Origin of the sequence: Tenacibaculum sp. HL-MS23 (genome assembly GCF_032463465.1) — a bacterium.
Lineage (GTDB): Bacteria > Bacteroidota > Bacteroidia > Flavobacteriales > Flavobacteriaceae > Polaribacter > Polaribacter bernardetii.
The window spans coordinates 183,651-206,319 of the sequence record NZ_CP135989.1 but is presented as its reverse complement, the minus strand read 5'-3'; the positions used below and the strand labels follow the sequence as shown (position 1 = coordinate 206,319).

At 31.8% G+C, this 22,669-nt stretch carries 25 protein-coding genes; 13 read left to right on the top strand and 12 right to left on the bottom strand.

Annotated elements, in window-relative coordinates:
* Positions 1-4 precede the first annotated feature (4 nt).
* Entirely contained in the window at positions 5-1,429 is a 1,425-nt protein-coding gene (locus RRF68_RS00910) for an L-serine ammonia-lyase (protein ID WP_218772886.1), read from the top strand.
* A gap of 1 nt (position 1,430) precedes the next feature.
* Here the strand turns inward: RRF68_RS00910 and RRF68_RS00905 are convergent, their stop codons facing one another.
* From RRF68_RS00905 to RRF68_RS00895, 3 genes are all read right to left on the bottom strand, one after another.
* Positions 1,431-1,988: a vancomycin high temperature exclusion protein gene (locus tag RRF68_RS00905; RefSeq protein WP_370624047.1), complete on the bottom strand. Its 558-nt coding sequence runs from the start codon at positions 1,986-1,988 to the stop codon at positions 1,431-1,433.
* 88 nt (positions 1,989-2,076) lie between these two features.
* Positions 2,077-2,835 (bottom strand): peroxide stress protein YaaA, encoded by a 759-nt coding sequence (gene yaaA, locus RRF68_RS00900; RefSeq protein ID WP_315944675.1) that lies wholly within the window; start codon positions 2,833-2,835, stop codon positions 2,077-2,079.
* A gap of 99 nt (positions 2,836-2,934) precedes the next feature.
* A complete protein-coding gene (locus tag RRF68_RS00895; protein ID WP_218772889.1) occupies positions 2,935-3,714 on the bottom strand; it encodes an MBL fold metallo-hydrolase in 780 nt (259 codons plus the stop codon).
* A gap of 78 nt (positions 3,715-3,792) precedes the next feature.
* Here RRF68_RS00895 and RRF68_RS00890 point away from each other — a divergent pair, with 78 nt between their 5' ends.
* The 4 genes from RRF68_RS00890 to RRF68_RS00875 all read left to right on the top strand — a co-directional run bounded on the left by RRF68_RS00890 (position 3,793) and on the right by RRF68_RS00875 (position 6,886).
* Positions 3,793-5,235: a TonB-dependent receptor gene (locus RRF68_RS00890; protein WP_218772890.1), complete on the top strand. Its 1,443-nt coding sequence runs from the start codon at positions 3,793-3,795 to the stop codon at positions 5,233-5,235.
* 62 nt (positions 5,236-5,297) lie between these two features.
* Positions 5,298-5,843 (top strand): RNA polymerase sigma factor, encoded by a 546-nt coding sequence (locus RRF68_RS00885; RefSeq protein WP_275316132.1) that lies wholly within the window; start codon positions 5,298-5,300, stop codon positions 5,841-5,843.
* 33 nt (positions 5,844-5,876) lie between these two features.
* Complete coding sequence (locus tag RRF68_RS00880; protein ID WP_315944674.1) at positions 5,877-6,410, top strand: hypothetical protein; 534 nt, start codon at positions 5,877-5,879, stop codon at positions 6,408-6,410.
* Positions 6,411-6,412: 2 nt separating this feature from the next.
* Positions 6,413-6,886, top strand: coding sequence for a sensor of ECF-type sigma factor (locus RRF68_RS00875; RefSeq protein ID WP_315944673.1), 474 nt, complete (start codon positions 6,413-6,415; stop codon positions 6,884-6,886).
* 14 nt (positions 6,887-6,900) lie between these two features.
* Here the strand turns inward: RRF68_RS00875 and RRF68_RS00870 are convergent, their stop codons facing one another.
* The 4 genes from RRF68_RS00870 to RRF68_RS00855 form a co-directional block, all read right to left on the bottom strand.
* Positions 6,901-7,098, bottom strand: a complete 198-nt coding sequence (locus RRF68_RS00870) for a hypothetical protein (RefSeq protein ID WP_218772894.1) — start codon at positions 7,096-7,098, stop codon at positions 6,901-6,903.
* 138 nt (positions 7,099-7,236) lie between these two features.
* Positions 7,237-7,503: a hypothetical protein gene (locus RRF68_RS00865; RefSeq protein ID WP_218772895.1), complete on the bottom strand. Its 267-nt coding sequence runs from the start codon at positions 7,501-7,503 to the stop codon at positions 7,237-7,239.
* Positions 7,504-7,524: 21 nt separating this feature from the next.
* A complete protein-coding gene (locus RRF68_RS00860; protein ID WP_315944672.1) occupies positions 7,525-8,151 on the bottom strand; it encodes a chloramphenicol acetyltransferase in 627 nt (208 codons plus the stop codon).
* A complete protein-coding gene (locus RRF68_RS00855; RefSeq protein ID WP_218772897.1) occupies positions 8,152-8,838 on the bottom strand; it encodes an HAD family hydrolase in 687 nt (228 codons plus the stop codon).
* A 557-nt stretch (positions 8,839-9,395) separates the two neighbouring features.
* Between RRF68_RS00855 and RRF68_RS00850 the strand changes: the two genes are divergently transcribed.
* The gene (locus RRF68_RS00850) at positions 9,396-9,746 is read left to right on the top strand and encodes a hypothetical protein (RefSeq protein ID WP_218772898.1); all 351 of its coding nucleotides are present in this window, start codon (positions 9,396-9,398) and stop codon (positions 9,744-9,746) included.
* A gap of 43 nt (positions 9,747-9,789) precedes the next feature.
* Here the strand turns inward: RRF68_RS00850 and RRF68_RS00845 are convergent, their stop codons facing one another.
* From RRF68_RS00845 to idi, 3 genes are read right to left on the bottom strand one after another with little or no spacing between them, the layout of a single operon-like run.
* Complete coding sequence (locus RRF68_RS00845; RefSeq protein WP_315944671.1) at positions 9,790-10,761, bottom strand: type I phosphomannose isomerase catalytic subunit; 972 nt, start codon at positions 10,759-10,761, stop codon at positions 9,790-9,792.
* A 2-nt stretch (positions 10,762-10,763) separates the two neighbouring features.
* Entirely contained in the window at positions 10,764-11,177 is a 414-nt protein-coding gene (locus RRF68_RS00840; RefSeq protein ID WP_315944670.1) for a 6-pyruvoyl trahydropterin synthase family protein, read from the bottom strand.
* Positions 11,170-11,688 (bottom strand): isopentenyl-diphosphate Delta-isomerase, encoded by a 519-nt coding sequence (gene idi / locus RRF68_RS00835; RefSeq protein WP_315944669.1) that lies wholly within the window; start codon positions 11,686-11,688, stop codon positions 11,170-11,172. The genes RRF68_RS00840 and idi overlap by 8 nt, the downstream gene beginning before the upstream one ends.
* Positions 11,689-11,795: 107 nt before the next feature.
* On the opposite strand from idi, the gene RRF68_RS00830 reads away from it, so the two are divergent.
* The 7 genes from RRF68_RS00830 (at position 11,796) to RRF68_RS00800 (ending at position 19,045) form a co-directional block, all read left to right on the top strand.
* Entirely contained in the window at positions 11,796-13,385 is a 1,590-nt protein-coding gene (locus tag RRF68_RS00830; RefSeq protein ID WP_315944668.1) for a peptide chain release factor 3, read from the top strand.
* Between the two features lie 30 nt (positions 13,386-13,415).
* On the top strand, positions 13,416-14,672 hold the full coding sequence (locus RRF68_RS00825; protein ID WP_315944667.1) for a hypothetical protein: 1,257 nt from the start codon (positions 13,416-13,418) through the stop codon (positions 14,670-14,672).
* Between the two features lie 11 nt (positions 14,673-14,683).
* Positions 14,684-15,043: a hypothetical protein gene (locus RRF68_RS00820; protein WP_315944666.1), complete on the top strand. Its 360-nt coding sequence runs from the start codon at positions 14,684-14,686 to the stop codon at positions 15,041-15,043.
* A gap of 125 nt (positions 15,044-15,168) precedes the next feature.
* Positions 15,169-16,098, top strand: a complete 930-nt coding sequence (locus RRF68_RS00815) for a peptidylprolyl isomerase (RefSeq protein ID WP_218772903.1) — start codon at positions 15,169-15,171, stop codon at positions 16,096-16,098.
* Between the two features lie 181 nt (positions 16,099-16,279).
* On the top strand, positions 16,280-16,879 hold the full coding sequence (locus tag RRF68_RS00810; RefSeq protein ID WP_218772904.1) for an energy transducer TonB: 600 nt from the start codon (positions 16,280-16,282) through the stop codon (positions 16,877-16,879).
* A gap of 101 nt (positions 16,880-16,980) precedes the next feature.
* Positions 16,981-17,616 carry an energy transducer TonB gene (locus RRF68_RS00805; protein WP_218772905.1) on the top strand — a complete coding sequence of 212 codons (636 nt, stop codon included), beginning with the start codon at positions 16,981-16,983 and terminating at the stop codon, positions 17,614-17,616.
* 310 nt (positions 17,617-17,926) lie between these two features.
* Positions 17,927-19,045 carry an energy transducer TonB gene (locus tag RRF68_RS00800; RefSeq protein WP_218772906.1) on the top strand — a complete coding sequence of 373 codons (1,119 nt, stop codon included), beginning with the start codon at positions 17,927-17,929 and terminating at the stop codon, positions 19,043-19,045.
* A 511-nt stretch (positions 19,046-19,556) separates the two neighbouring features.
* On the opposite strand, the gene RRF68_RS00795 is transcribed toward RRF68_RS00800, so the two are convergent.
* Together RRF68_RS00795 and RRF68_RS00790 are read right to left on the bottom strand one after the other, a co-directional pair.
* A complete protein-coding gene (locus tag RRF68_RS00795) occupies positions 19,557-21,707 on the bottom strand; it encodes an OmpA family protein (protein ID WP_315944665.1) in 2,151 nt (716 codons plus the stop codon).
* 14 nt (positions 21,708-21,721) lie between these two features.
* Positions 21,722-22,645, bottom strand: coding sequence for a type IX secretion system membrane protein PorP/SprF (locus RRF68_RS00790; protein WP_315944664.1), 924 nt, complete (start codon positions 22,643-22,645; stop codon positions 21,722-21,724).
* Positions 22,646-22,669: the final 24 nt, after the last annotated feature.

The window sequence follows — 22,669 nt, the reverse complement described above, 5'->3', positions numbered from 1 at the left end:
ATTTATGTCGCAGTTTATTAGTGTTTTTGACATGTTAAAAATTGGCGTTGGCCCTTCTAGCTCACATACTTTAGGCCCATGGAGAGCTGCCCAAGAATGGATTGAAAAATTAAAAAAAACACATTTATTTACTACTATTGATGGTGTTAAAATAGATTTATACGGCTCTTTATCTTTAACAGGAAAAGGTCATGCAACCGATTTAGCTATTTTATTAGGCTTAAGCGGTACAGATCCTGAGTATATACCTGTTGAAAACATAGAAACGATTATTGATCAAATAAAAGAAACGAAGACTTTACACTTTAATGCAGAAAAGCACCTTGTTTTTTCTATAGAAAACATCGTTTTTAATAAAGATTTTTTACCGTTTCACTCTAACGGACTAACCTTCAAAGCTTTTTCTAAAGGTAAAGAAATTTCTAGTGAAACCTATTATTCAATCGGAGGAGGTTTTGTTATTCAGGAAGAAGTAGAGGTTCCTTTAGATACCGAAATCAACAAGAAAAATTTTCCGTTCCCAATAAATCGAGCAACCGAATTAGAAGCGTATTGTGACAGGGAGCAAAAAAACATTTCTGACATCGTTTATCAAAATGAGTTAGTTTTAAGATCTTCTGCTGAAATTGACGCTGAACTAAAACGCACCTGGGAGACGATGTTAGAATGCATGTACATTGGCTGCCATACTGAAGGTATTTTACCTGGCGGATTAAATGTAAAGCGAAGAGCATTTGGCACACATACAAAATTAATTAAAGACGCAGCATACACGAACCAACAAGAGTGGATTACTGCTATTAGAAGCACTGAAGTAAAATTTCGTGAAATCTTAAAATGGGTAAGTTGTTTGGCTTTATCAGTCAATGAAGTAAACGCTGCATTAGGTAGGGTTGTAACTGCACCTACAAACGGAAGTGCAGGTGTTATTCCTGCTGTTTTAATGTATTATTTAGTGATTGAAAATCACGAAGCTGATTTTGAACATATTAAAAAATTCTTATTAGTAGCTGGCGAAATCGGAAGTATCTTTAAAAAGAACGCAACCATATCTGCAGCAATGGGTGGTTGCCAGGCAGAAATAGGCGTTTCATCAGCAATGGCTGCTGCTGCGCTAACAGAACTTTTAGGAGGAACACCAGGGCAATGTTTGGTTGCTGCCGAAATAGCTATGGAACATCATTTAGGTTTAACCTGCGACCCTATTGGTGGCTTGGTTCAAATACCTTGTATAGAACGCAATGCTATGGGAGCAATTAAGGCGATTAATGCTGCTGAGTTGGCATTAGAAACAGACCCTAAAGAATCTTTAGTTCCTTTAGACAAAGTAATTGATACGATGTGGGAAACTGCAAAAGACATGCACCGTAATTATAAAGAAACCTCAGAAGGTGGCTTAGCAATTACTGTTGGGTTAGCTGCTTGTTAAGCTATTTTACTTCAATCGGTTTTCCTAAAAATTTAGGTTGCACATTTAGTACAATATCAACAAATACTTTAACCCGCGCTAAGTACTCTCTTAACTGTACTTTTAGTCCGTATTTACTAGAAACACCTTTGGCATTAAAACCTATTGCTTTAATGCCAAAGTAATTTGCTAAATAAATAGCCCTTTCATTATGGAATTGTTGCGATACGATGGTTACAGAAGTTTGGCCGAATATTTCTTTTACACGCACCACAGAATCTAACGTTCTAAAACCAGCATAATCTAAAAATATTTTACCCTCAGGAATCCCTGCTTTAATTAAGTCGTTTTTAAATCTAGACGGCTCATTGTATTCCTTTGTACCGTTATCTCCACTAACGATTATATATGCTATTTTACGTGACTTGTATAATTCTGCTGCCGCATCTATTCTGTACTTATAATACAAATTTACTTGTCCGCCTACTAAATATTTACTCGTCCCTAAAACCAAACCCACTTTGTTTTCGGGTATTTCATTTACGCTTGTATATACTTTATCTGCTGCTTTTTTTTCCACTAAAAAATTGCATAAGTAAATAACAAGCAATACTAAAAAAGTTAGCACACCACATAATTTTATCAGCTTAATTATTATACTTCTCATTTTATCTTGTGAAAAATAATTCGTTTTTAGTAGACATTTCTTGAGAAAACCTGTAATTATCAACATCAAAACCTTTTAAAGCCTCTATTGTTTTTACATCATTTTCAATAATATAGCGCACCATTAAACCACGTGCTTTTTTAGCATAGGTCATAATGGTTTTATACTCTCCGTTTTTAAGATCTTTAAAAACAGGCGTTATCATGGGTACTTTTAAGACTTTTTGGGGCAAAGCTTTAAAATACTCTGTACTTGCTAAGTTAATTAACAGTTCATTCTCTTCTAATTCGGCATTTAAAGAATCTGCCAAATCAGTGTTCCAAAATTGATATAAATTTTCTGTTCTACCTACTTTTAATTTAGTCCCCATTTCTAAACGATACGGCTGAATTAAATCTAACGGTCTTAACAATCCGTATAAACCAGATAAAATTCGAAGTCTGTCTTGTAAAATTGGTAATTTATCTTCAGAAAGTGTTGTTACCTCAATACCTCTAAAAACTTCACCCGTAAAAGAATAAATAGCCTGTTTAGAATTTTCTATTTCAAACGGAGTTTGCCAATCTTGATTTCTATCATAATTTAAACTTGCTAAATCATCAGAAATCTTCATTAAATCACTCAGTTTTTTTCGTGAAAGTGTTTTTAATTTGTTGTTTAGTTTTTTTGACTGCTCTAAAAATCGTGGTTGTGTATATAGGTCGGTATTCGCTTTGGTTTCAAAATCTAAAGACTTTGCCGGAGATATAATTATTTTCATTCAATTAGTATTTTATGTAAAAGTAAGGAGCACTTTTAAAATTGCTACTTATTTATAGTAATTTAAATCAATCACGGTATCAAAATATGTAATACTCTTTTAAATTGTTAATCCGTCATACGCTAAAAACACATTTTCAGGCAGTTCTTTTTCCACCTCTTCATGCAAACCAAGCAATTCGCTAATATGCGTTAAATAGGCTTTCTTCGGATTTAATTCTGCTATAAAAGCCAAAGCTTCCTCTAAATTAAAATGAGTCGCATGAGGTTCTTTACGAAGCCCTGTTACAATCAACACCTCTAAATTCGCTAATTTCTTTTTTTCTACTTCGGATATTGTTTTAATATCTGTAAGATACGCAATATCATTAAAGCGATACCCTAAAATAGGCAATCGCCCGTGCAATAGTTCAACTGGCGTCACTTTCACATCCTCTAAAAAAAAGCTTTCGTGATGCGAAATAATATTCGGAGCTACTTTTGGTGCACTCGGATACCTATTTTCAGTGGCAAAAATATAATCGTATCTCTTTTTAAGCACCGCTAAAACCCTTTCTGATGTGTAAATAGGCACTGCTTCTATTTGAAAACAATACGGTCTTATTTCGTCTAAACCAGCAATATGATCGGCATGCTCGTGGGTAAATAAAATTCCGTTTATCGACTCCACATTTTCACGTATCATTTGCTGGCGAAAATCAGGTCCGCAGTCAATCACATACTTTATAGTATCCCAAGAAACTATAATTGAAGAACGCAATCGACTGTCTTTATAGTCTTTAGATAAGGCTACAGGATGCTTACTTGTAATCATTGGAACGCCTGTAGAAGTTCCTGTACCTAAAAAAGTTACTTTTAATTGCTTTTTTTTATCTCTCATTACCACAAAAATACAATAAAAATTATCTGATAAGTCCTATTTTCAGTACATTTGTTATCCGTAACAAAAAACAATAAAATGGCAATTACGCTTAAAGGAGATCAAAAAATAAGCACGGTACCAACCACTGACAGCAAAGCTTTAAAAATCAATTTAAATGCCCATATTTATGGAACATTTGCTGAGATTGGCGCTGGTCAAGAAACCGTTCGTAATTTTTTTAGAGCTGGTGGTGCTTCAGGTACAATTGCAAAGGCAATGAGTGCTTATGACAAAGATTTTTCTGATGCCATTTATGGTGTAGAAAATGACAATCGTTATGTTACAGAAAAACGATTAAAAAAGATGTTAAGACATGAAATGGACTTAATTGAAGAACGTCTTGACCGTCAGAAGCATCCTGAAAAATTATTTTTTAGTTACGCAAATACCGTTGCTACCATTAACTTTTCTAAAAAGTTTAAAGGTCATGGTTGGGTTGGTATTCGTTTTCAATTAGATCCGCTTGAAGACTATAACGAAATTATCTTACACCTTCGTTTTAAAGAAACTGATGCCCGCCAACAACAAGAAACTTTAGGAGTTTTAGGGGTAAACTTAGTGTACGGAGCCTACTATTTAAATGACAGTCCGAAAGAATTATTAAAATCTTTTTATGACAACATTGATAGCGATCGTTTAGAAATTGACATGGTTAATTTCTCTGGACCTCGTTTTATGTATGTTGACAATCGTTTAATGAGTTTACAGTTAGTTAAAAACGGCATGACAAACGCCGTTATGTTTGGGCCTGACGGAAACAACTTACTACCTGCTCAAGTACTTTATAAAAAGAATATTTTAGCGCTTCGCGGGAGCTATCGCCCTGTTACGAAAGTAAATATGGATATGTTTGAACGTTCGAAAGAATTGTTTTTAGCAGAAAAAAAGGTAAACCCAGAAAAAACACAAATTATTTTTGAAATCACCTTGAGCAACTTAAGAGCTGAAGGAGAAATTAATGAACGTGATTTCTTAGATAGAGCAGAGTTACTATGTGCTTTGGGACAAAACGTAATGATAACCAACTATCAAGAATACTTTAGACTCGTTGATTACTTTAGTGAGTTTACGAAAGAAAGAATGGGATTAGCCATGGGCGTTAATAATCTTATTCAAATTTTTGATGAAAAATATTACCGTGATTTAAGTGGTGGTATTTTAGAAGCCTTTGGTAAACTTTTCTACCGAGATTTAAAAGTATACATGTATCCTTATAAAGATGAAGACACTGATGAATTTATTACCAGTGACAATTTAAAGGTACACCCAAGAATGAAAGAACTATACAAGTTCTTTAAAAATAATGGTAGACTTATTGATATTAAAGATATTGACGAGGAAAGCTTACATATTTTCTCTCGAAAGGTATTAAGAATGATCAAAGAAAATGAAGAAGGATGGGAAAAAATGTTACCAGCAGGAGTTTCAGAAACCATCAAAGAAAAACGTTTATTTGGTTGCTCTAGAAAGCGCTCGTAAATAATTTAATTTTCTTTTAAACCTTTTACTATTTTTAAAGTCTAACTGCTAAACAACTTTAGTTGACAGACGAACTTACACTTATTGCAGCGCTTCAGAATTCTAAAACAAAAGAAGTAGCCTTTAAACAATTGCTATCGCTTTATAAAGAGCGGTTGTATTGGCATATACGAAAGATTGTTGTTTCTCATGATGATGCTGATGACGTTTTACAAAATACGTTTATCAAAATTTTTAAAAATATTGATACCTTTAAAAACGACAGTAAGCTTTACTCTTGGATGTACAGAATCGCTACCAACGAATCTATAACCTTTCTTACTAAAAGAGCTAAAGAGAAAAATGTTGACATTACTGATTACCAACAACAATTAGTTTCTACTTTAGATAGCGACCATTGGTTTACTGGAGATGAAATTCAACTTATATTACAAAAAGCAATTGCTACTTTACCTCAAAAACAACAACTCGTTTTTAATATGAAATATTTTGATGAGATGAAGTACACACAGATTTCTGAAATACTAGAAACTTCTGTTGGAGCCTTAAAAGCATCCTATCACATTGCTGCAAAAAAAATAGCACACTTTATTAAGAACCACAATTAAACCTTTTACAAAAAACACAGTCTTAGAAGAGAGATGGATAAAGATTTAAAACATAGTATAGATTTTATAAATAATAAGGCAGGCAAGAAAACTGGGTTTTCATTGCCTGAAAATTATTTTGAAGAAATGGAGGAGGCTTTCTTTTCTTCAGAAACTACTGTTGTTATATCTAAAGAAAACACTTTTAAAACTCCTGCCAATTATTTTGATACCGTTGAAGAGAATATTTTAACAAAGCTTAAAGCAGCACCTAAAGAAGTAAAAGTTATTTCTTTGTACAAAAGAGTACTCGACTTTATTCCTGTTGCAGCAGCAGCCTCTGTTTTATTATTTATCGGTTTACATTACATTACGACTAGCAACAAAGATAGTTTTAACACTATAACACAAGCAGATATCGCATCTTGGTATGAAAATGGATATGGAGATACCGACACTAATGAATTGGCGATTGCTTTAGAATCTTCTGATTTTGAAGACAATATTTTACCATCAATGGATGCCAAACATTTAGAAGATTACCTAAACACCATTGATAACTCTACTCTTATAAATGAAATTCAATAAAAATGAAAAAACAACTATTAACCTTAGTATTCATATTCTTCTTAAGTATTTTGTCTAGTCAAGCACAGTCAAAAAAAGGAAGTACTGAAAAAATACGCACGTATAAAATTGCCTACTTAACAGAAAAATTAAATTTAACAGTGGCTGAGGCTCAAAAATTTTGGCCTATTTACAATCAGTACGACAAAAAGAAAATGGTGCTTCATAGAGAAAAGCGTTTTAATATTAAAAAGAGAATCCTTAAAAACGGAGGAATTGAAAATTTATCTGAAAAAGATTCTAAAGAAATTTTAGAAAAATTTCAATTTATAAATAAACAGGAGTATGAATTAAAAGCATCTTTTCACACAAAGGTTTCAAAGATATTATCATTTAAAAAAATACTTACACTACAAATCTCAGAGCACGAGTTTAACCGCAAACTCATGCAAAAATACAGAGGAAAAAAAAATAAGAATAAAAAAGAAGCTCAGTAGCTTCTTTTTTATTCTTATTTTTTTACTAAAGCCAAACAAACATATAAATCAGGTCTATTTGCCGTAAATTGTTTTAACCAAATTGTTAGCTCCTCTACTTCATAAGGTAATAATCTGTTTAATGCCTTTTCTAACTCTTTGCAAAATAAATCCGTATTAAAACTAACTTTCTTTAATACCGTCTTAGTGTATTCGTACATTGCTCTTGCCATGTTGCTTAAGGGGGAATTTGATGTTAATATTACTGAACGTAATTTACGAAAAAAAACCCTTGACACTTGTTAAATTTTTGCAAAAAAAAATCCGACACTTCATAAGCAGTCGGATTTAAACATCTAACTTACAGACAACTATAAGTTATTTACCTTTTCAATTAAAGCGTTTGCTTTTACTTCTAATTCAGTACTTATTGCTTTAAAATGTGCTTTTTTATCTTCAACTTTCTTAGCGTTTATCTTTGCTATTAAACCATCATAAGTTTCAAAAACCTCATCAACAATCGCTTCTGATTTTTCTTGATCTACCTCTGGGTTTAATTGTGCAGATAATCTACAGATATCAATAATATCTCCTAAAGTATAATCGATATCTTTTTTTAAGTTTTTAATACTTGCCATAATTATTATTTTTTTGCAAAATTAATCGATTTTATCTAATTCAGCCTGAAATTTATCAAAAAATTGTCCTACGTGATATCCGTCTACTAAAGCATGGTTTACATTTACTGCTACAGGCATCTTTTTCTTATTATTTTCTAATTTTATTTTTCCGAAAGCAACTTGCGGAACACTATCATTTTTGTTACCCGAACTTGGTTCTTTATGACTGGTAAAGGAAACCCAAGGTACAGCCGAACAATGTATGCAGCCTAAGGAATATTTTTCAGGAAACAAATCGGATGAATTTATAATACGTTCTTTTTCTTTTAGAAAATTTTCGCTAAACACTTCAAAATCACCTGAAAATTCTATGTATGAAAATCCGAAAGTATGATCGGGTCTTGCTATGGTTGCCGATGCATTTATTACCGCATAAATGGCAATTTTATCCCCTTCTATTCTATATTTAAAGTTTTCAACAGCATTAATAGCCTTCATACATGCATGTAAATAGCGCACAAAAAACGATTGATTTCTTTCTTTTGCGGTTTCATAACACTTAGAAACATCTACATCTGCTACCATACCGAATGTTGGGTCTGCTAAAGTTCTAAAGTGCTTAAAATGCTGCTTTCTATTCCACTTTTCAATATCTAAATACTTCATTTATAAAAAAGTTAATACTTCTGTAATTTTAGCTACTGTTTTATAACTATCTGACTTTTGTTCATTACTTACCTCTTCGTGTGCCCAAGTAGTATGAAAAGGAACGTGCACTGCAGCAGCGCCTAATGCTACCAAGGGTAAAACATCTGATTTTAATGAATTCCCAATCATTAATAATTCCGACGGATTGATATCTAAATGCTTTATCAACTTTACATAATCCTTTTCTTTTTTATCACTCATCACCTCTGTATGGTGAAAGTATTTTAAAATTCCTGATTTTTCTAGTTTCCGTTCCTGATCTAACAAATCTCCTTTAGTGGCTACAATTAACTTATACTTACCTTGTAATTTTTGCAACACCTCTTCTACTCCATCTAATAAATCGATGGGTTGCTCGAGCATTTCTTTACCAATCTCTAGAATTTTATCGATGGTTTTTGGATTGATTTTATAGTTTGATAATTCCAACGCACATTCCACCATCGAAAGCACAAAACCTTTTACACCATACCCGTAAATTTTTAGATTGTCGATTTCTTTTTTATACAATTCTTGATGAATCTTATTTTCAGTTTCATAACCAGACAACAACTTTGCAAACTCATTCTCAGCCTCTCTAAAATAAGTTTCGTTTACCCACAAAGTATCATCCGCATCAAAGGCAATTACTTTTATATTATTCATTTGCTAATTGTTTAAAAATTGGTCATATTTACATGAATCACTTTAAGTAGCTAATGCGTTACAACATTCAAAAAACCATTTTACCAATCTTCATTTATACACCCCAAAGATACATATTTACACAACTTCTTTTCTTTTACTTGCAGTGGCTTCTTAACTACTTAAGGTTATTCTTTTTTATTTATTACAGCAATGTAAAAAAAAATGTTACATTTGATCTTATGAAAGTACTTTTAAACACGTATCGCTTTATTTTAAACACTATCAATATGATTATGTGTATTACCTGCATGCGCAAACAATATGTGTTTATAAAAAAAAGTACTTTAGAGAACAGCTTTAAACAACGGTTTTAAAAACCGACATTTAATACAAACTACAAAAGGTGCTTTTTTATAAAAAGCACCTTTTTTTATTTACTAAAATTAAAACTTTAATTATGATCAAAACAGTAAAAAACGCCCTACGAATTAACATGTATGCAGCTAAGAGAATGAATTCTACTAAAAACATTTTTTTCAGAAAATCGAATTTCCCACCAATAAACTCATCACATCATGCAAACTTATAAACTACCTAAAGATCACAATTTTCAATTTACTGTTAACAAAAAACAAGTTAACAAAAACAAAACACTAAAAACCTCAATTTTATACCATAAAATTGAAGCTACCGTAACTTCATCTCTTAACCTACATCAACCTGCATCCAGCATCAGTTTTAAAAGTATCGAATTTGACTTTATAAAAAATGCTTTTCTAAATGATAAACTTATTATTCATAATTATATTAAAAAACTGAGTGACTCCGAGGTTATCTTACACATTACAGTATCTAAAAAAGCGGAAAAAGAGCGCAATATTATCTGCAAGGCTGTATTTGGTTACAACTTTTTAAATGGCTCTTAAATTTGAGATTGGTTACAGACTCAACGTAAATTTTGAGTCTGTTTTACTTTATATACACCTCTAAAAGCTTCGTGTTTTCGGTTAAAACATTTACTCTTTTAATACAAGCTGGCACTAAAATAGTTTCTCCTATTTGCAATCTTTCTTGTTGTTTATCATATTCGAAAATAGCTATTCCTTCTACACACATGTATATTACAAAGCTGTCTTTATCTTCATGATTTACGGTGTAGTTTTTTGTTAGATGTAGAAAATTTGTTGTAAAATATTTACAATCTACAATATTTGAAGGTTTATTTTTTTTCTTAAGATACTCTGCCTTATAATTCGATTTTGCTGAATAATCTATAGCATCTAAAGCCAAATCTAAATGCAAATCTCGCTGTTTTCCATTAGCATCTTTTCTATTCCAGTCAGAGATACGATACGTAACGTCGGATGTTTCTTGAATTTCAGCTAATAAAACACCTTTACCGATTGCATGTACTCTACCTGCAGGCACTAGAAAGGTATCCCCTTTTTTTACAAAATCAACATTTAGTAAAGCTGTTTCATTGCCTGCTTCTATCGTTTTTACAAAAGAATTCTTATCAGCTTCCTCCGAAAAGCCCACTATAATTTTTGCCTTTTTATCTGCATTAACCACATACCACATTTCGGTTTTACCTAAGGAGTTATGTCTTTTTTGCGCTAAAATATCGTTAGGATGTACTTGTAAACTTAATTTTCGCTTGGCATCTATAAACTTGATAAGTAACGGAAATTTATCTTGAAAGATATGATACACTTTATCTCCCAAAACGTCTTGCTTAAATTCCGTTATCAATTCATTTAAACTTCTTCCTTTAAGACCTCCGTTGCTAACTATAGAAACATCATTTTCTACATCAGAAATTTCCCAACTCTCACCAATATCTTTACTATTTGTTTTTTTATTGAGTAGTGTATGTAATTTTTCTCCCCCCCAAATTTTGGATTTTAAAATAGGTTCGAATCGTAATAATTGACTTATCATAATTAGTTACCGCTATAGGTTACAAAGTTTCTTGGGGTTTCATATAACGTTATTTCTAAGTCTAATTTTTCAGGAATACTTACACGTAATTTGTTAAATATTACCACTGATATATTTTCGGCTGTAGGAATCAAATCTTTAAATTCCGCCACTTCTACATTCAAATTTTTGTGATCAAAAGCATCTTCTACTTCCCTCTTTATCAATTCTCGTAAGATACCTAAATCATACACATAGCCCGTATCAGCATCTATTTCACCTGTTAGCGAAACAATTAACTCGTAATTATGACCGTGGTAATTAGGATTGCTACATTTCCCGAAAACTTCCAGATTTTTTTCATCAGACCATTTCGGATTACACAATCTATGCGCTGCATTAAAATGGGCTTTTCTATGTACGGTTACTCTAGGCATTTTTTAAGGCGTCGTAAGATTCTTTAAATATAATTTTAAACCAAGCGGTATATATTTCGGGTTTACTTTCAATATCCTTTTTTACTGCTTCTAAGGTCATCCATTTATAAGACGCCACCTCTTCAGCGTTAATGTTTGGTCCCCCGTTAAAATCACCAACCATTACATGATCAAATTCATGTTCTGTTAATCCGTTATCAAAAGGCGCTTTGTAAATAAAAGAAAACACTTCTTTTAACTCACAAACAAATCCCATTTCTTCTTGCAACCTTCGTTTACCAGCCTCTAAATTCGTTTCCCCTTCTCTTTGATGTGAACAGCAAGTATTTGTCCATAATAACGGCGAATGGTATTTCTCAGCAGCACGTTGTTGCAACATCAATTCTTTCTTATCATTAAAAACAAAAACTGAAAAAGCTCTGTGTAACAATGCTTTTTCATGCGCTTCAATTTTCTCCATCAATCCAATTTGATTGTCTTGCTCGTCTACTAATATTACTTGTTCTTTCATCTATTTAATTTACGAAAAACAAACTTACAAAAATGATATCAGTTCAACAATTAAACCTTTGAACAGTTAAGCATTAAACCTTATCTTTGCAGCCTTAAAATTTATAGATGAGTTTTTTAAAAGAAATACAAAAACGACGTACGTTCGGAATTATATCACACCCTGATGCAGGTAAAACTACTTTAACTGAAAAGTTATTATTATTTGGTGGTGCTATTCAGGAAGCTGGAGCTGTTAAAAACAACAAAATAAAAAAGGGAGCCACTTCCGATTTTATGGAGATTGAGCGTCAACGTGGAATTTCGGTTGCTACTTCGGTTTTAGCTTTCATTTATAAAGACAAAAAAATAAACATTTTAGATACGCCTGGTCACAAAGATTTTGCGGAAGATACTTTTAGAACTCTAACTGCTGTAGACAGTGTTATTGTGGTAATTGATGTTGCCAAAGGTGTAGAACCTCAAACCGAAAAATTAGTTGAAGTTTGTAGAATGCGTAAAATACCGATGTTAGTATTCATTAATAAATTAGACCGTGAAGGAAAAGATGCGTTTGATTTATTAGATGAAGTAGAGCAAAAACTTGGTTTACGTGTTACACCTATGAGTTTTCCTATTGGAATGGGGTATGATTTTAAAGGAATTTATAATATTTGGGAAAAGAAATTAAATCTTTTTTCGGGAGATAATAAAACAAAAATTACGGAAGGACTTCAGTTTGACGACTTATCTAATCCAAAATTAGACGAAATCATTGGAGAAACTGCTGCAGAAACTTTACGAGAAGAATCTGAATTGGTATTTGAAGTATATCCTGAATTTAATCAGCAAGAATATTTAGCAGGTGATTTACAACCTGTTTTCTTTGGTTCGGCTTTAAATAACTTTGGTGTAAAAGAATTGTTAGATGCTTTTATTGAAATAGCACCACAACCACAACCTAAAAAAGCTGAAGAACGTTTAGTAGATTCTAAAGAAGAAAAATTAACAGGCTTTGTTTTTAAGATTCATGCAAACATGGATCCTAAACACAGAGACAGACTGGCTTTTATAAAAATTGTTTCAGGAACTTTTAAAAGAAACTCTCCGTATTTACACGTTCGTAACGGTAAGAAGATGAAATTTTCGAGTCCAAATGCCTTTTTTGCAGAGAAGAAACAAATTGTAGACGAATCTTTTCCTGGTGACATTGTTGGTGTACATGACACCGGTAACTTTAAAATTGGTGATACCTTAACCGAAGGAGAAGTGTTAAACTTTAAAGGAATTCCGAGTTTCTCTCCAGAGCATTTCCGTTATGTAAACAATGCCGACCCTATGAAGTCTAAACAACTCTACAAAGGTTTAGATCAATTAATGGATGAAGGTGTTGCGCAATTATTTACAATGGATATGAACGGACGTAAAATTGTTGGTACTGTAGGTGCCCTACAATACGAAGTAATTCAGTACCGTTTAGAACACGAATATGGTGCAAAATGTACGTATGAAAACATTTCTGTACATAAAGCTTGCTGGGTACAACCAGAAGATCCAAAAAATGATGAATTTAAAGAGTTTAAACGTGTTAAACAGCGCTATTTAGCAAAAGACAAACAAGGTAAGTTGGTCTTTTTAGCAGACTCTGCTTTTACAATACAAATGACACAAAGTAAATACCCAACCGTAAAATTACATTTTACTAGTGAGTTTGAATAAGTAATAATTGATTTTAAGCATTTATTTAACATGAATAATAAAAATTACAACATCATTACGAAGAACGATGCAATCTTCTTAGTTAGTAAGAGATTACTTCACTATGTTCGTAATGACGTATTTTTATCCTTTATCTTTTGTCTTTTATTTTTCACCTTGTTTAGTCAAGAAAACCTCTCAACTTTAAAAGGCAAAGAACTACACACTAAAGTACGTTTGAATTTTATTCCTGTTCAAATGCCTACAGATGCATTTCCTAACTTAAAACCAACTATGGGGTTGGCGGGTTTACATTATCAAATTCCGATTAACGATTGGTTGTATGGTGGTGCCGGATTTCATTTTGCGGTTACTGGAGACCAAGGAGGTTTATTTACTTTAGGTGCCGAAATTGGGGTAAACAAACAAGTATATAAAAATTTATATGTAGATGCTAACTTCCATTTTGGTGGTGGTGGTGGATACAGAAACTTAGTAAACGACGGCGGATTTATAAATCCGAATATTGGTTTACAATACAAAAAAAATAAGTATTCGGTTGGTGTACAATACAGTCACCTAAATTTTTTATCAGGTAAAATAAAAAGTAATTCGGTTTCGGTTTTTGTTGAAATTCCGAGTGTGTTGCGTTTTACAGATTATGATAAAGCCCATCAAAAATTTGTTGCGACCAATCTTTCTTCGGATGATTTTTGGAGCAAACCAGTAATAAAAAACGCACAACAAGTCCGCTTTGATTTCTTTAAACCATTCGGAAATTCTAAGAAAGACAATGGAGATGTTTTAGATGAGTCATTATATGTAATCGGATTTGAATATCAGAAATACCTATCAGAAAACACCTTTTTATTCGCACATACCGATGCTATATACAAAGGTTTGCGTGCTGGATTTATGGATTTATTTTTTGGTGCTGGTTACCATCCTTATCAATCGAAATACATTAATCTTTTCACCAAACTAGCTATTGGTGCTGCTGGTGGTCGTGTGGCTCCTGAAGGCGGCTTAATGATTTATCCCTCTGCCGGAATCGATTTAAAACTCTCAAGCAAATTAGCGATCAGTGGTCACGGTGGTTATTATCGTGCTGTTGCAGGCGATTTAGAAGCTTATACTGTAGGATTTGGTTTTAAATACTTCGGATTAAATGGCGGAACAACATCCGAAGAAAAAAATACAACAATTTTTACACACAAGGATTACGCGTTGAAATTCAGAATCAATCGTATTTTGATGTTGCAAAAACCGATGATGTATTTGATGCGGCGGTCATCGATTTACAATTGATTGGTTTAAAAGTGAATTTCGACCTTAACAAATGGTTGTATATAGCTGGTGAAGCAAGTTTTGCTTATGACGGACGCTCTGGTGGTTATGCACATGGATTGGTTGGAGGTGGAATATACTCGCCACGTTTTTTGAATACTAAAGCCCGTGGTTTTGTCGAATTTATGGCAGGAGCCGGTGGTGGTGCAGGTGTAGATACAGACGAAGGAATTATTGTGCGTCCTACCTTAGGTTTAAGTTATGATATTACAAATGGCGTTGCAATTATAGCTTCAGCAGGAAAATATTATTCGCCTTTTGGGAATGTAAAATCGACGAATATGAATATTGGTTTAAGTTTTAATCTATCAACTTTATCCATAAAAAATTAATTATATAGTATGCTTGCGCTAGGGATTGAAGTGGCATCCTTTTATGAAGAATGCATAAAAGATATAACGTAAAGCCCGCTCGAGCGCCCAAATAAATTAAAGTTTAATTAGTAAATAATAGTAGAATGAATAACGGAATTTACGCAAAGTTCACAACGCCAAAAGGCCATATTTTAGTGAATTTAGAATACGAAAAAACACCTGGAACTGTAGGTAACTTTGTTGCTTTAGCAGAAGGAAATTTAGAAAACGAAGCTAAACCACAAGGAACTCCATATTACAATGGCTTAAAGTTTCACCGTGTGATTTCTGATTTCATGATACAAGGTGGTTGTCCACAAGGTACTGGAACAGGAAACCCTGGTTATAAATTTGATGATGAATTTCATCCTGATTTAAAGCATGACGCTCCTGGTAAATTATCAATGGCAAATGCAGGACCTGGAACAAACGGTTCTCAATTTTTCATTACACATACAGCAACGCCACATTTAGATGGTAATCATACTGTTTTTGGAAGCGTTGTAAAAGGACAAGATGTTGTAGATGCTATTCAGCAAAACGACACGATGGATGTTGAAATTATTCGTGTAGGTGAAGCTGCTGAAAAATTTAACGCTGTTGAAGCTTTTAGATCTTTTGAAGGATCTCGTGAAAAACGTGAAGCAGAAGAAAAAGCGAAACAGCAAGAGTTATTAGACACTGTTGCTAAGGGTTATGACGAGACTCCGTCTGGATTACGTTATAAAATTTTACAAAACGGAGACGGGAAGCAAGCTACGAAAGGCGCTACTGTTTCTGTTCATTACAAAGGGCAATTATTAGACGGTACTGTGTTTGATTCTTCTTATAAGCGCAAACAACCAATCGACTTTGCTATTGGTATGGGACAAGTTATTGCAGGTTGGGATGAAGGAATTCAGTTATTAAAAGTTGGAGACAAAGCCAGGTTTGTAATTCCGTCTAACTTAGCTTATGGTTCAGCTGGTGCTGGAGGGGTAATTCCGCCAAACGCTACTTTAATTTTTGATGTGGAATTAATGCATGTAAAATAATTTTCACATTTATATTGAATATATTGTAAAACTCCCTATTGATAAAATAGGGAGTTTTTATTTACACTAAATTAACATCCTTAACAATTAAGATTATATTAATTAAAATACATATTACACTTACATAAACTCACTATAGTATTAATGTTTCATATTTACGTTGTAATTAAAAAACATTAAAATGAAAAATATACTTCCCATTATAGCGTTATCCATTTTTAACCTAATTAACAGTTATGGTCAAGCTGAAGTATGTAAAAAACCTGCTGAAGATACTTTTGAAGATTTGAATGTAATTTCCGTTAAAAAATGTGATGTTACCGACAAAAATGATTCAAGAAAAATAATTAAAACAAAAACAATAAGAAAAAGAGTTCGAAACATTAGGGTTAGCAAAAACCATTCTGACACAAAAAACTTATCTAGAGAGGTTTTATTTACTTTAGTTCAAGAAATTCCTATGTTTGACTCTTGTAATAAATCTACCCGAAAAAATGATGTCAAATGTTTTAAAAAAAAAATAAAGAAGCATTTTTCAAAAAACTTTTATGCCGAAAAATTTAACAATGAAGTTATCAATGACAAGATATTTATTAAATTTAGTATTGACTTATATGGAAATGTCGTTAATACTCAAATAAAGAGCAAAAAACAACACAAAGAACTTCACCATGAGATAAATCGCATCTTACAAAAGCTACCCTCATTTACTCCAGGAAAAGAGAAAGGGTTACCAGTAATAGTAATATACTCTTTTACCTTTAACTTAACCTTAAGTTAACATAATTAAGCACTTAAAAACATTATATTTACCAGCTTATTAACTAACCCTTAATTACCCATACTATGAGATTCCCCTTCAGCATAGTTATAGCACTTTTTATGTCTGCTATAGCTATTTCACAAGAAAAATGTGAAACACCTAACGAAGAAATCGCAGATCTTAATGCTATAAGCATTACAAAATGCTCTATTGACGACGTACAAAAAGCACTAGAATCTGATGAAGACAAACAAGTTTCTGTAAGAAGACACGTTAGAAAATCTAAAAATAGTGTTTCAATAGCTGCCAATAATAAAATTGAGAAAATTAAAAACAACAATGCTTTGGTTGAAAAACTAACCATTAAAAAAGATGTTGTTTCTTCTTTAAAAAGAATTCCGTTTCATTTAGTAGAACAAATACCTTTGTTTACTAAATGTAAGAATTCTCCCTTACTTGCACAAGCCAAGTGTTTTGAAAAACAAATGATTAAGCATGTTGTTCAAAACTTTAGTTATCCTGAAGCTGCAAAGGCTAAAAATATTGAAGGAAGAGTAATGGTGCAATTTACTATTGACAAAGCTGGTAAAGTGGTAAATATAAAAAAAAGAGGACCCAAAGGAGGTGAGCTACTGGAAGAAGAAGCTGTACGATTAATCAAAAAATTACCAAATTTTATACCTGGTAAACATCTTGGGAATTTAGTCAATGTAAAATATGCTTTGCCAATAACTTTTAAAACACCAAAAAAATAATTAAAAATTAAATAGTATTGTAAAAATAATTCCCGCTAGTCTATAGATTATCGGGAATTATTTTTTTACTAAAACAGCATAATTTAATTATAAAAACAACTATTTTAAAGGAATATTTAGAATAACACAAAATTCTAAAATACTCTTAAAAAAAGTAAATTATTCTTGCAAAAAGAATAACCTTTTAATTATAAACCCTTTAGGTAAAAAAAATAGTTTAAATTATTTTCTTTAATAAATTATTTTTTCTTACTTTTACAACTCAAACTTGTTAACAAATTTTGTTAACCCCTTAAAATAGAGTGCGATTATGAAGAAATTCCCCTTACTCGTGACAGCAATGCTTTTTTCTTTAGCAACTGTTGCTCAACAAGAAGTATGTGCTACTACAGATGAAACTATAGCGGATCCTAATAGTATCACAAAATGTGCTATTGAAGAAACACAGGATGGTGAAAAAAAGCAACTTTCTATTGAGGTTTCTACAAGGAGACGTGTTGTGCGTAAAAAGAATGAAGCTGTTTCTGCTATTGGAGGAGCTGGCACTTCGCAAAAAGTAGCTAACATAAAGAAAAACACTTTATTGGTTGGTAAACTTGAATTAGAAGATAATTCAGAGACTATTGAAAGAATTCCTTTTAATCTTGTAGAAGAAATTCCTTTATTTTCTAAATGTAATAATGTGCCTTTAATGAAACAAGCTAAATGTTTTGAGACTCAAATGTCAAAACATATAATGAAAAACTTTAAATATCCACAAGATGCATTTGATGCAGGTATTCAAGGTAGAGTTTTAGTACAATTTACAATTGATGAGCAAGGTAATGTTGCTGCTATTCAAATGAGAGGTCCACAAAATGGTGAATCTTTAGAAAAAGAAGCTAGTAGAATCGTTAACAAACTTCCTACATTTATACCAGGAAAACACAATGGAAGAAATGTAAAAGTTAAATATGGTATTCCTATTACGTTTAAACACCCTAATCCTAGCGCTGTTAAAACTCAGGTAGCAAAAAGAGTTGCTACTAAACGTGTATCAAATACTAGCAAAGAAAAATTAATTACTGACTATATTAAATTTGATAAAGTACAAACTATACCTCTATTTAAAGCTTGTGTAAAGGTTGAAGATACACAAAAAGAAAATTGTTTTAATGAAAGAATGGTTAGCCATATTCAAAGAAACTTTAATTATCCTGCAGCAGCAGCCGATCAGAACATAGAAGGTAAAGTTTGGGTTCGTTTTATTATTGGTAAGGAAGGTAAAGTAAGTAATATAAAAATGAGAGGCCCTGAAGGAGGAGAATTATTAGAACAAGAAGCAAAAAGAATGGTTACTAAATTAGCTACTTTTGTACCTGGTAAACAGGATGGTAAATTGGCGAATGTTGAATACTACATTCCAATTAACTTTGCTTTACAAGATTAATAAATTAAATATCATATAACACCTATATTTACAGGTATTACATATATTAAGCCTGAACAATAATGTATATTGTTCAGGCTTATTTTTTTGTAGGAATTTCATTTCGAAAAAACACTTTAAAACTTCTAAATATATCTTCTAACTACTATTTATATGAATGGCAACAGTGTATATAAACTTTATTTAGTAACACTAAAAGCCCTCTTTATTTAGTTTTATATCATTTATCAACTCTCTATGCCCTTAACTTACATAAGGCTATATAAAAACAAAAATCCTTTATATAGTATGTTTATTATCTTATAATATGTTAAAACTAATAGCTATTAACAACTCACATTACTTATTTTCTATACTTGTTATCACGTATTGTTTTTAATACTTATATTACTACTATTTATTAGTAAGTGAAATTCGCGTTTACAATGTAATTATGCTGTAATTCATTATAACATAAAAAAACTCCCATTACAGGAGTTTTTTTAGGGAAAAATTAAAAGGGCTATTGCCATTAATTTTTATACTCTATTTTAAAATCTTTTTTATCTTTCTCGCAGTCCTCTTCTCTACCTATAAGGCATTTTTTGGCACCTGAGGTATTCTTCCCTTTCTTTTTAAAATTCTTCTTTAAGAAAAGTAAAAAATTGTTCTTTTTTGTGATTCTTTTTTTAACAGCAATTTTTTCTGCAATTTGTCTTTCTCTAATTTTATCAGTACCCTTTACTATATAAAAATATGAACGTCTATTTTTTTGATGTTCTTCCTCTGTACATTTATTTTTATTAGCATCATTACACTTATTTAGTAGCTGATCTTCTCCAAAACCTATAGCACTAATTACTCTTTCCTTTTTGATACCTCTAGAGACTATATACTCTTTTGTTGACTTAGCCCTTCTATCAGACAACTTTCTATTGTAATCTCCTGGTCCTCTACTATCTGTATGAGATTCGATTTTAATACTCACCTCTGGATGGTTAGACATTACCATTACAATACTTTCTAATTCATATTGAGCATCTTCTCTTATAATTGATTTACCATAATCGAAATATATAGGATTAATAACAATTTGGTTTCCTATAATTAATGGAATCAATTCTAAATTAATTTGATTAATATTATCTTTAATGATGGTAACTCTTTTTTTATCTTTTGATCTATGATCTAATTTAGAAGCAAAAACAGTATAGGTATTATCGCATAAAACGTCTTCAAAAACATACGCACCATTACTATTCGAAAATGCTTCTTTTATAACCTTCCCTTGGTTATCTACTAACTTAATTAAAGCGCCATCTACAGGCATTTTATTAATATTATCTGTTACTATTCCCTCTATTGATTTTGCACAAACAAGAGGATCTGTATACATATAAAAACTATACATATCATCATCCCCTTTACCTCCAATTCTATTTGATGAGAAAAAACCTTTTTTTTCCTTTTCATCTATATAAAAAGAAAAATCATCTCTTTTACTATTAAATGGATGCCCTAAATTTTCAGCTATTGAATAAAGTGAGTCATTTTTTATTTTAGATTGAAAGATATCTAAAAGCCCTAAACCTAAATGTCCGTTTGAAGAAAAATACAAGGTATTATCCTCTCCTATAAAAGGGAACATTTCTTTATCAGAAGTATTGATGTTTTCGCCTAAATTAACTGGAGTTCCGTACTGATCATTTCCTAGTATTGCTACCTTATAAATATCTGTCGCTCCATAACCACCAGGCATGGTAGATACGAAGTATAATGTTTTTTCATCAGCACTCAGAGCTGGGTGCCCTACAGAAAACTCTTCTCCATTAAATGGCAATTCTTTTACATTAATCCAATATCCATTTACAAAACTTGCTTTATAAATTTTTAAATTAGAGGTATTCTTTTTGTCTCTTCTCGCCTTTTTCCCATTTACATTATTACGCGTAAAATAAATAGTTTTACCATCCTTGGTAAAAACTGGTGTTGATTCGTGAAATTCTGAGGTAATTGGAACCTCTATTAATCGAGGATTTACCAATGTTAACACCGTATCTTTTTCGTTTTCTTCAAGAGATTTAATTTCTTCGGTTGCTTTATAAATATTTAAAAAAGGCTGGTTATTCCATTTATATATACGTTCATTTTTTCCTCCTTTCGGAACGGCTGACGTATAATATGCTTTTCCGTTTAATAAGAAACCGCCAAAATCAGAAAACTCAGTGTTAATAGCCAAGTTTCTAACTCCGATTCGAATATCTTCATTCGCATAATCTAATAAGTAGTTTTCTTTTCTTAACTCTTCTTTTCTATTATTTTTTTCTGAAGACGTTAATGTTAAAAATATTGAATCTGATTCTTTATATTTTCCGTTGCTACGAAGTACTTGAGCATATTTAAACAAATGTTTATCCTCTAGTTCTTCTTTATATATAAATACCAATTTTTTATACCAAACTTCAGCTTGTTTGGTTTCTGCATTATTATAATAAGAGTCTGCCAAACGACTTAAAACATGTTTTGATGTATCCCCTTTCTTCTCTACTAAAGCTTTATACAACTCAGCTGATTGCACATACGAAAACTCATTGAAGTACCTATCAGCTACTTTTTTATTTTGCCCAAAATTTCTTGCAGTTATTAATAATATGATTATTAATAAAAAGCTTCTTAAATTCATATAATCTATTTTTTTTAAAAGAATCTAGGGGATCTAAACGTTGTGTTTCTTAGTAATTCATACTGTAACATAATTTCATGAGTACCTGAATTTGTTACGTTATAATTAGAGGTAGTTAAATCATATGAATATCCAATAAGTAATTCTTCTGAAACCTGAAAACCTAAAAGAGCACTTAAAGAATCGTTCCATCTCCAGCCTAAACCAATTCTAAATTTTTCATTAAACAATAAATTAGCTGAAACATCTAAAGATAATGGAGCTCCTGATACTGCTTTTAATAAAGCTGCTGGCTTAAGTTTTAAATCTTCATTTATATCATAAACATACCCCGCTATTAAAAAGAAATGCATTCTTTCAACCGCTGATTCTCCTACTGGGTTTTCTGCGTCGTAATGTTCTTTTCTTAAAATATTAGGTACTGATAAGCCCACATACCATTCAGGTTCATAATAATAAATACCCACACCTATTGTTGGCAAAAACTTATTTATATTTTCTTCTAGAATCTGTTCATTTTGATTTACTTTACCTTTACTCCAATCAATATTTAGTAATCGTCCTCCCAATCGTAATCCAAAAGCTAAATTACCTTCTTCACCCGTTTCAATGGTATATGATAGATTGGCATCTAAATAAATTTCTTTCGAAGGTCCTATTTCATCATTCATTAAATTAACACCTAAACCTAAACCTGAATACCCTATTGGAGCATGATAACTTAAATTTTGAGTATTTGGAGCGCCATCAAATCCAACCCATTGGGTTCTACCTATGGCAGTTATAACACCATGCCCTTTAGAACCTGCATATGCGGGGTTTACACTCATAGTATTGTGCATATATTGTGTATATTGAGGGTCTTGCTGGGCAAGTATACTTGCCGATAAAAAAAGGCTTAAGAAACAAGTAAAAATTATTTTAAGGAACAGCTTCATACAATACAAATTTAATATTTACTA

Bases quoted from the DNA above. Each gene is read 5' to 3' on its own strand.
- RRF68_RS00850 (WP_218772898.1), top strand. From the start codon at position 9,396: ATGCAAACTTATAAACTACCTAAAGATCACAATTTTCAATTTACTGTT.
- RRF68_RS00875 (WP_315944673.1), top strand. From the start codon at position 6,413: ATGAAAAAACAACTATTAACCTTAGTATTCATATTCTTCTTAAGTATT.
- RRF68_RS00910 (WP_218772886.1), top strand. From the start codon at position 5: ATGTCGCAGTTTATTAGTGTTTTTGACATGTTAAAAATTGGCGTTGGC.
- RRF68_RS00845 (WP_315944671.1), bottom strand. From the start codon at position 10,761: ATGATAAGTCAATTATTACGATTCGAACCTATTTTAAAATCCAAAATT.
- RRF68_RS00800 (WP_218772906.1), top strand. From the start codon at position 17,927: ATGAAGAAATTCCCCTTACTCGTGACAGCAATGCTTTTTTCTTTAGCA.
- RRF68_RS00870 (WP_218772894.1), bottom strand. From the start codon at position 7,098: ATGGCAAGAGCAATGTACGAATACACTAAGACGGTATTAAAGAAAGTT.
- RRF68_RS00890 (WP_218772890.1), top strand. From the start codon at position 3,793: ATGGCAATTACGCTTAAAGGAGATCAAAAAATAAGCACGGTACCAACC.
- RRF68_RS00825 (WP_315944667.1), top strand. From the start codon at position 13,416: ATGAATAATAAAAATTACAACATCATTACGAAGAACGATGCAATCTTC.
- yaaA (WP_315944675.1), bottom strand. From the start codon at position 2,835: ATGAAAATAATTATATCTCCGGCAAAGTCTTTAGATTTTGAAACCAAA.
- RRF68_RS00815 (WP_218772903.1), top strand. From the start codon at position 15,169: ATGAATAACGGAATTTACGCAAAGTTCACAACGCCAAAAGGCCATATT.
- RRF68_RS00790 (WP_315944664.1), bottom strand. From the start codon at position 22,645: ATGAAGCTGTTCCTTAAAATAATTTTTACTTGTTTCTTAAGCCTTTTT.
- idi (WP_315944669.1), bottom strand. From the start codon at position 11,688: ATGAAAGAACAAGTAATATTAGTAGACGAGCAAGACAATCAAATTGGA.
- RRF68_RS00865 (WP_218772895.1), bottom strand. From the start codon at position 7,503: ATGGCAAGTATTAAAAACTTAAAAAAAGATATCGATTATACTTTAGGA.
- RRF68_RS00810 (WP_218772904.1), top strand. From the start codon at position 16,280: ATGAAAAATATACTTCCCATTATAGCGTTATCCATTTTTAACCTAATT.
- RRF68_RS00840 (WP_315944670.1), bottom strand. From the start codon at position 11,177: ATGCCTAGAGTAACCGTACATAGAAAAGCCCATTTTAATGCAGCGCAT.
- RRF68_RS00895 (WP_218772889.1), bottom strand. From the start codon at position 3,714: ATGAGAGATAAAAAAAAGCAATTAAAAGTAACTTTTTTAGGTACAGGA.
- RRF68_RS00855 (WP_218772897.1), bottom strand. From the start codon at position 8,838: ATGAATAATATAAAAGTAATTGCCTTTGATGCGGATGATACTTTGTGG.
- RRF68_RS00795 (WP_315944665.1), bottom strand. From the start codon at position 21,707: ATGAATTTAAGAAGCTTTTTATTAATAATCATATTATTAATAACTGCA.
- RRF68_RS00830 (WP_315944668.1), top strand. From the start codon at position 11,796: ATGAGTTTTTTAAAAGAAATACAAAAACGACGTACGTTCGGAATTATA.
- RRF68_RS00860 (WP_315944672.1), bottom strand. From the start codon at position 8,151: ATGAAGTATTTAGATATTGAAAAGTGGAATAGAAAGCAGCATTTTAAG.
- RRF68_RS00880 (WP_315944674.1), top strand. From the start codon at position 5,877: ATGGATAAAGATTTAAAACATAGTATAGATTTTATAAATAATAAGGCA.
- RRF68_RS00805 (WP_218772905.1), top strand. From the start codon at position 16,981: ATGTCTGCTATAGCTATTTCACAAGAAAAATGTGAAACACCTAACGAA.